8 protein-coding genes, 1 pseudogene and 1 riboswitch are annotated in these 6,749 nt (G+C 63.4%); all 9 genes and pseudogenes read left to right on the top strand.

What is annotated here, in order from left to right:
• The coding region (locus VZ95_RS04495; protein WP_045774812.1) for a class I SAM-dependent methyltransferase at window positions 1–473 on the top strand (473 nt) is incomplete at its 5' end.
• Window positions 473–655 carry a hypothetical protein gene (locus VZ95_RS25080; RefSeq protein WP_198148086.1) on the top strand — a complete coding sequence of 61 codons (183 nt, stop codon included), beginning with the start codon at window positions 473–475 and terminating at the stop codon, window positions 653–655. The genes VZ95_RS04495 and VZ95_RS25080, both read left to right, overlap by 1 nt.
• A gap of 29 nt (window positions 656–684) precedes the next feature.
• A complete protein-coding gene (locus VZ95_RS04490) occupies window positions 685–1,203 on the top strand; it encodes a pseudouridine synthase (RefSeq protein ID WP_198148085.1) in 519 nt (172 codons plus the stop codon).
• Window positions 1,200–1,574 (top strand): hypothetical protein, encoded by a 375-nt coding sequence (locus tag VZ95_RS04485; RefSeq protein ID WP_156995046.1) that lies wholly within the window; start codon window positions 1,200–1,202, stop codon window positions 1,572–1,574. The genes VZ95_RS04490 and VZ95_RS04485 overlap by 4 nt, the downstream gene beginning before the upstream one ends.
• A 15-nt stretch (window positions 1,575–1,589) precedes the next feature.
• A complete protein-coding gene (locus VZ95_RS25075; protein WP_045774810.1) occupies window positions 1,590–1,733 on the top strand; it encodes a hypothetical protein in 144 nt (47 codons plus the stop codon).
• Window positions 1,734–1,789: 56 nt separating this feature from the next.
• A riboswitch (glycine riboswitch) is annotated at window positions 1,790–1,879 on the top strand.
• A gap of 146 nt (window positions 1,880–2,025) precedes the next feature.
• A complete protein-coding gene (gcvT, locus tag VZ95_RS04475; protein WP_045774809.1) occupies window positions 2,026–3,147 on the top strand; it encodes a glycine cleavage system aminomethyltransferase GcvT in 1,122 nt (373 codons plus the stop codon).
• Between the two features lie 12 nt (window positions 3,148–3,159).
• Window positions 3,160–3,531 (top strand): glycine cleavage system protein GcvH, encoded by a 372-nt coding sequence (gcvH, locus tag VZ95_RS04470; protein ID WP_045774808.1) that lies wholly within the window; start codon window positions 3,160–3,162, stop codon window positions 3,529–3,531.
• A 3-nt stretch (window positions 3,532–3,534) separates the two neighbouring features.
• Window positions 3,535–4,880: pseudogene (gcvPA, locus tag VZ95_RS04465) on the top strand (aminomethyl-transferring glycine dehydrogenase subunit GcvPA).
• Entirely contained in the window at window positions 4,877–6,445 is a 1,569-nt protein-coding gene (gene gcvPB / locus VZ95_RS04460) for an aminomethyl-transferring glycine dehydrogenase subunit GcvPB (RefSeq protein WP_084627570.1), read from the top strand. The pseudogene gcvPA and the gene gcvPB overlap by 4 nt, the downstream one beginning before the upstream one ends.
• Window positions 6,446–6,749: the final 304 nt, after the last annotated feature.

The raw sequence follows: 6,749 nt of genomic DNA, 5'->3' as shown, positions 1-6,749 counted from the left end.
GGATCGACGCGGGCTCGGCCCTGCTCGCCGCCCATCTGCCCGCCAGCCTTGCGGGTGTGGTGGCGGATTTGGGCTGCGGCTGGGGCTATCTTTCGGCGGAAATTCTGGCGCGCTGCCCCGGCGTGACGCGCATCGATGCCGTGGACGCCGATTCGCGCGCCGTGGCCCTCGCCCGCCAGAACCTTACCGATCCGCGCGTCTCGGTGCGCTGGGCCGATGCCACCCAGCCGCACGGGGTGGCGCAATGGGACGCGGTGGTGATGAACCCGCCGTTCCACCAGGGTCGGGCGGCGGTGCCCGATTTGGGGAAAGGCTTTATTCGCGCCGCCGCTCATGGGCTGAAGCCGGGCGGCAAACTGCTGTTGGTCGCCAACCGCTCGCTGCCCTATGAGGCCGATCTGGAGGCGGAGTTCAAGTCCTGGCGCAGCCTGCTCGACCAAGACGGGTTTAAGCTGCTGGAGGCAACGCGCTAATGCAGAAACGCGCCTCGCAATGGTTGATGGCGCTCGGCTACTGCGCCTCCCGCCGGGAAGCCGAAAGCTGGATCGCCGAGGGCCGCCTGACGCTCGACGATGGCGCGGTGCTGGAGGATGATCCCCGCATCGACCCGCCCGCCTGTCCGCCGATGGCGAAAAGCTCGACCCCGCCCCGCTGACGCTGATTCTGCACAAGCCCGAAGGCTTTGTGTGCTCGACCGACGATCCGGGCCGCTTGGTCTATGATCTGCTCCCGCCCCGCTTTCGTCGGCGCGACCCGGTGCTATCGGTGGCCGGGCGCTTGGACAAAGATACCTCCGGCCTGGTGCTGATGACCGACGATGGGCAGTTGCTGCACAAGATCATCTCGCCCAAGCGGAAAGTAACGAAACTCTATCAAGCCACCCTCGCCCGCCCCTTGCGCGGCGACGAAATCGCCAGTTTCGCCAGCGGCACCTTAATGCTGCAAAACGAGAAAACGCCTTGCAAACCCGCCGGACTGCGCGCGGTTTCGGACGATGGCAAACAGGTGGAAGTGCGCCTCACCGAAGGGCGCTACCATCAGGTGCGGCGGATGATGGCCGCTGTCGGCAATCACGTCGAAACCCTGCACCGCGCCCGCATCGGCGGTCTCAGCCTGGGACAAATGGCCCCCGGCGACTGGCGCGCCTTGACCCAGGCCGACGTGACGGCGATCTTTAGCGCCGATGCGAGCGAGGAGGAATGATGCGATACGCTTTTTCGGCGCTAGCCCTGGCCTGCGTGACCGCCCTTTCCCCCCTCGCCACCGCCGCGCCCGCCAAGGAAGAGCGCAAAGTGGTGGTGGTACGCGACCGCCAAACCCTAAACGCGGTCGTGCCGGAAAACGGCCAACTCTACATTCTGCCGGGGCGCGGCTATACCGTGACGCAATCGAAAGTGGATAAGGGCATTCACCTGTCGTTCGATGCGACCGTCGGGATCATCCTGCAGGCCGTCCGCCCGACCGGCGGCCCGAAAGGCCAACTCAACATCACCTTGGGCGACGGGCGCAAAGTGACGCTGATGATGCGCACGCAGAAGGTTGGGTTCGAGAATAATTATCTCATCCTGCAATAATGAACGGCGGGTCCGATGAGCAAACTCAATTACGTCTTGATCGGGGTCCTGCTGGCCGTGATCGTTGGCCTCGGGGCCTATATCTACCAGGAGAAGACCAAGCCCAAAGGGCTGGAACTGCGGATCGACGGGAACGGGCTTTCGATTCAGAATAATTAGGCGGGGCGTCCAATTGACTTCCCCCCCCAAATCCCCCATACCTCAGTTTAGGTCATAAGCCCTGCGTGGGAGAGCGCGGAGCTGTCCGCCGCCGAAGGAGCAACCCACCCCGGAAACTCTCAGGCATCCAGGACCGCACAGGGATCGACCGCTCTGGAAAGCGACGGCGTCTGCCGTCCACCGACGAGGCAAGCCGGATAAACCCGGTCGATCTTTCAGGTAATCAGACAGAGGGGGTGCCCGCCGTCGGAGGACGGCACGCGAGTTTGCTTGCGCGAAAGGCACCGGATCTGTGACTGAAAGTGATACTCCCCTTCATACAACGGCGCTCGACGGGCTCCACCGCAGCCTTGGCGCGCGCATGGTGCCCTTCGCGGGCTACGCCATGCCGGTGCAATACCCAACCGGGATTCTGACCGAACATAGCTGGACGCGCGACAACGCGGGCCTGTTCGACGTGTCGCACATGGGGCAAGTCACGATTCGCGGCAAGAACGGCACCGATCCGGCGGTCGCCCTGGAACGGCTGGTGCCGGGCGATCTGCAAATCCTCAAAACGGGCCGCATGCGCTATACGATGCTGACGCAAGCGGACGGCGGCATTCTCGACGATCTGATGGTGACGAAGCTGGAAGACCGGCTGTTCGTGGTCGTCAACGCCGGGTGCAAAACGCAGGATATTGCCCGGTTTCGCGCCGAATTGACCGACTGCGAGATTATTGAGCATACGGATGCCGCTTTGCTCGCCCTGCAAGGCCCGAAAGCCGTGGACGTGCTGAAGGCGCTGGTGCCGGGCGTCGAAGCCTTGGCCTTCCTCTCCGGGGCTGAATTTACCTGGAACGGCGTGGCTTTGTTCATCACCCGCTCGGGCTATACCGGCGAGGATGGGTTCGAGATTTCCGTGCCCAATGCCTCGGCGGAAGCGCTGGCGCAGGCTTTGCTTGCCCATGCGGCGGTGAAACCCATCGGCCTCGGCGCGCGCGATTCGCTGCGGCTCGAAGCCGGGCTGTGCCTCTATGGCCATGATATTACGAAAGGGACCAGCCCCATCGAAGCCGATCTGGCCTGGACCATCTCCAAGCGTCGCCGGGCCGAGGGCGGTTTCCCGGGCGATGCGGTTATTCAAGCCCAGCTTTTGGATGGCCCCGCCCGCCGCCGCGTCGGCATTAAGCCCGAAGGGCGCGCGCCGGTGCGCGAAGGCGCAAAGATTTATGCCGATGCCGGGCTAACCGAAGAGCTTGGCATTATCACCAGCGGCGGCTTCGGCCCGACAGTGCAAGGCCCCGTGGCGATGGGCTATGTCGCCGCCAGCCATGCCGCGCCGGGCCGCACCTTGTTTCTCGATTTACGCGGCAAGCCGGTTCCGGCCCATGTCGCGCCGCTGCCCTTCACGCCCCATCGCTACGTTCGCTAGGAGAGAGTTTCCATGTCCACCGTGAAATTTACCGCCGACCACGAATGGGTGCAGGTTACGGGCACCACCGCCCGCGTTGGCATTACCCAATATGCGCAGGAACAATTGGGCGATGTGGTGTTCGTCGAACTCCCCGCCGTGGGCGCGACCTTCGCGCAGGGCAAGGAAGCCGCCGTGGTCGAATCGGTTAAAGCCGCCTCGGATATTTACGCGCCGGTGTCGGGCACGATTGCCGCCGTCAATACCGCGCTGCCCGATAACCCCAGCTTGGTGAACAGCGACCCGCAGGGCGAGGGCTGGTTCTTCGAAATCACCCTGTCCAACCCGTCCGAACTCGATGGCTTGATGGACGAAGCGGCCTATCAGGCCCATATCGGAGCCTAAGCGATGCGCTATTTACCGCTGACCGAGGGCGACCGCCGGGCGATGCTCGGCACGATTGGCGCGCCCAGCGTCGATGCCCTGTTCGTCGATGTGCCTGCCGCCGCCGTGCGCACCAAGCCGGTTGATCTGCCGTTTCACGCCGGGGAGCTTTCGGTTGAACGCACCCTGAAGGCGATGGCCGCGAAGAATTTGGTGGCGGGGGACGTGCCCTTCTTTATCGGGGCCGGGGCCTACCGCCACCATGTGCCCGCCAGCGTCGATTACATCATCCAGCGCGGCGAGTTCCTGACGGCCTATACGCCCTATCAGCCGGAAATCGCGCAGGGCACGCTGCAATATCTGTTCGAGTTTCAAACGCAAGTGGCGCTGCTCACCGGCATGGAGGTGGCGAACGCCTCCATGTACGACGGCTCCACCGCCTGCGTTGAAGCCGTGGTGATGGCCAACCGCGTGACCAAGCGCAAGAAAGCGCTGCTCTCCGGCGGGTTGCATCCGCATTATAAGGCGATTGTCGAAACCCACGGCGCGTATGGCGATTTCACCCTGGACGCCGCCGCCGCCGACCCGGAAGGCTGGAAGATCTCGCCAGCCGGATTGATTCCGATACCGCCTGCGTCGTTGTGCAAAACCCCTCGGTCTTCGGCCATATCCGTGACCTGACCCCGCTTGCGGCTGCCGCCCACGCCAAGGGCGCGCTGCTGGTCGTGGTGGTGACAGAAGCCCTCTCGCTCGGCGCGCTCATGCCGCCGGGCGCGATGGGGGCGGATATTGTCGTGGCCGAAGGCCAGTCCATCGGTAATGGGCTGAACTTCGGCGGCCCCTACGTCGGCCTTCTCGCCACGCGCGAAAAATATATGCGCCAGATGCCGGGCCGTCTGTGCGGGGAAACCGTCGATGCCGATGGTAAGCGCGGCTGGGTGCTGACGCTCTCCACCCGCGAGCAGCATATTCGCCGCGAGAAGGCGACCAGCAATATCTGCACGAACGCCGGGCTCTGTGCCTTGGCGTTCACCGTGCATATGTCGCTGCTCGGCGAAACCGGGCTGACGCAGTTGGCGCAGCTCAATCACGCCAAGGCCAGCCAATTGGTCGAGAAGCTGAAAGCCGTTCCGGGCGTGCGCGTGCTGAACGATAGTTTCTTTAACGAAGTCACCCTGGTTCTGCCGAAGGATGCCGCCGCCGTGGTGGAAGCTTTGGCGGCGAAACGGATTCTCGCCGGGGTTCCGGCCTCCCGCCTATGGCCCGATCATGTCGAGCTTGCCAATCACCTGCTGGTGGCCGTGACCGAAACCGTGACCGACGACGATATGGATGCCCTGGTTGCCGGGCTGAAAGAGGTGCTCCCATGACCGCGCAAGACCGTTCCCAGGGCCGCCACAGCCGCGATGCGGTAGTGGAATTGGCATCCGTCGAAACCACGTCGGGCCATCGCGGCTTGATCCTCGAAGAGCCGTTGATTTTCGAACTGGGGCAACCGGGCCGCGCCGGCGTCGATTTGCCCGAGGCCCCGAAAGCGCCGAACCGCTTGGGCGCGCTCGCCCGCCGGGGCGGCATCGGCCTGCCCGATTTGGCCGAACCGCAGGTGGTGCGCCATTTCACCCGCCTCAGCCAAAAGAACTACGGCATCGATTCGGGCTTCTTCCCGCTCGGCTCCTGCACGATGAAGCATAACCCGCGCCTGAATGAACGCATGGCGCGGCTGCCCGGCTTTTCGGACATTCACCCGCTGCAACCGACCTCCACCGTGCAAGGCGCGCTCGAACTTATCGATACGCTCGCCCATTGGCTGAAGACGCTCACCGGCATGCCCGCCGTCGCCATGTCCCCCGCCGCCGGTGCCCACGGCGAATTCTGCGGCATGGTGGCGATTAAGGCGGCGCTGGCTGCGCGCGGCGAGAGCCACCGCACGCGGGTGCTCGTGCCCGAATCGGCCCACGGCACCAATCCGGCAACGGCAGCGTCGATCGGCTTCACCGTCGATCCGATTCCGGCGACCGCCGAAGGCCGCGTCGATCTCGCCGCCTTCAAGGCCAAGCTGGGGCCGGATGTGGCGGCGATCATGCTGACCAACCCGAATACCTGCGGGCTGTTCGAGCGGGATATTCGGGAGATTGCCGACGCCATTCACGGCGCAGGCGGCTATTTCTACTGCGATGGGGCGAATTTCAACGCCATTGTTGGCCGGGTGCGCCCCGCCGATCTCGGCGTCGATTGCATGCACATTAACCTGCATAAAACCTTCTCCACCCCGCACGGCGGCGGCGGCCCCGGCTCCGGGCCGGTGGTGCTGTCGGACGCGCTGGCGGCCTTTGCCCCGCTGCCGTGGGTCGTTAACCGCAACGGTAGTTTCGCCGTGCTGGAGGCGGCGGAAGCCGAAGCCGCGCAGAGTTTTGGCCGTCTGAAAGCCTTCCACGGCCAGATGGGCATGTTCGTGCGGGCGCTGGCCTATATGCTCAGCCACGGGGCCGATGGGCTCTGGCAAGTGTCCTCGGACGCGGTGCTAAACGCGAACTACATCCTCGCCAGCCTGAAGGATGTTTTCTCCGCGCCCTTCGCCGGGCCGTGCATGCACGAAGTGCTGTTCGACGATAGTTTCCTTAAGGATACCGGCGTCTCAACGCTCGATTTCGCCAAAGCGCTGATCGACGAGGGCTATCATCCGATGACCATGTATTTCCCGCTGGTTGTCCACGGGGCGATGCTGATCGAGCCGACGGAAACCGAAGATAAGGCGACGCTGGATAAGTTCATCACCGTCATGCGCGCCCTGGCCGAAAAGGCCAAAGCGGGCGAGGCGGAAGCCTTCCATGCCGCGCCGCGCTTAACGCCGCGCCGCCGCCTCGATGAAACCCTCGCCGCCCGCAAGCCGGTATTGCGGTGGGCCGAACCCAAACTGGCGCAAGCCGCCGAATAGCGGCCCTCACGCCGTCTCTACAGCGGAGCCCGATACCCTCGGGCTCCGCTTTTTTATGTATATTTTCCTACGGTTGCATTCTGTAAAAATGTTTAGGAAAACTTATCGATTGAGGGTGTAAAAAGTATCGGCTAAAACTGCACCACTACCCATCGACATCATAATTTCAATACTCAGATACCCTGACACCATGAACCGACGTTTTTCTCGACCGCACCTCTATCAGTTTACAAATGTCGGCCTTGGTCGCGGCAGTTATTTTTATATGCAGTTTTACCATTATCGGTTTGATGGAGTGGCAACT

This window comes from Elstera litoralis (assembly GCF_000963705.1).
Taxonomy (GTDB): domain Bacteria; phylum Pseudomonadota; class Alphaproteobacteria; order Elsterales; family Elsteraceae; genus Elstera; species Elstera litoralis.
The sequence above is the reverse complement of the archived record's forward strand: the minus strand, read 5'-3'. Positions and strand labels throughout refer to the sequence as shown.

What these genes read in the sequence shown, in the direction of transcription:
- VZ95_RS25080 (WP_198148086.1), top strand. Translation starts at nt 473, where the DNA reads ATGCAGAAACGCGCCTCGCAATGGTTGATGGCGCTCGGCTACTGCGCC.
- VZ95_RS04485 (WP_156995046.1), top strand. Translation starts at nt 1,200, where the DNA reads ATGATGCGATACGCTTTTTCGGCGCTAGCCCTGGCCTGCGTGACCGCC.
- VZ95_RS25075 (WP_045774810.1), top strand. Translation starts at nt 1,590, where the DNA reads ATGAGCAAACTCAATTACGTCTTGATCGGGGTCCTGCTGGCCGTGATC.
- gcvH (WP_045774808.1), top strand. Translation starts at nt 3,160, where the DNA reads ATGTCCACCGTGAAATTTACCGCCGACCACGAATGGGTGCAGGTTACG.
- gcvPB (WP_084627570.1), top strand. Translation starts at nt 4,877, where the DNA reads ATGACCGCGCAAGACCGTTCCCAGGGCCGCCACAGCCGCGATGCGGTA.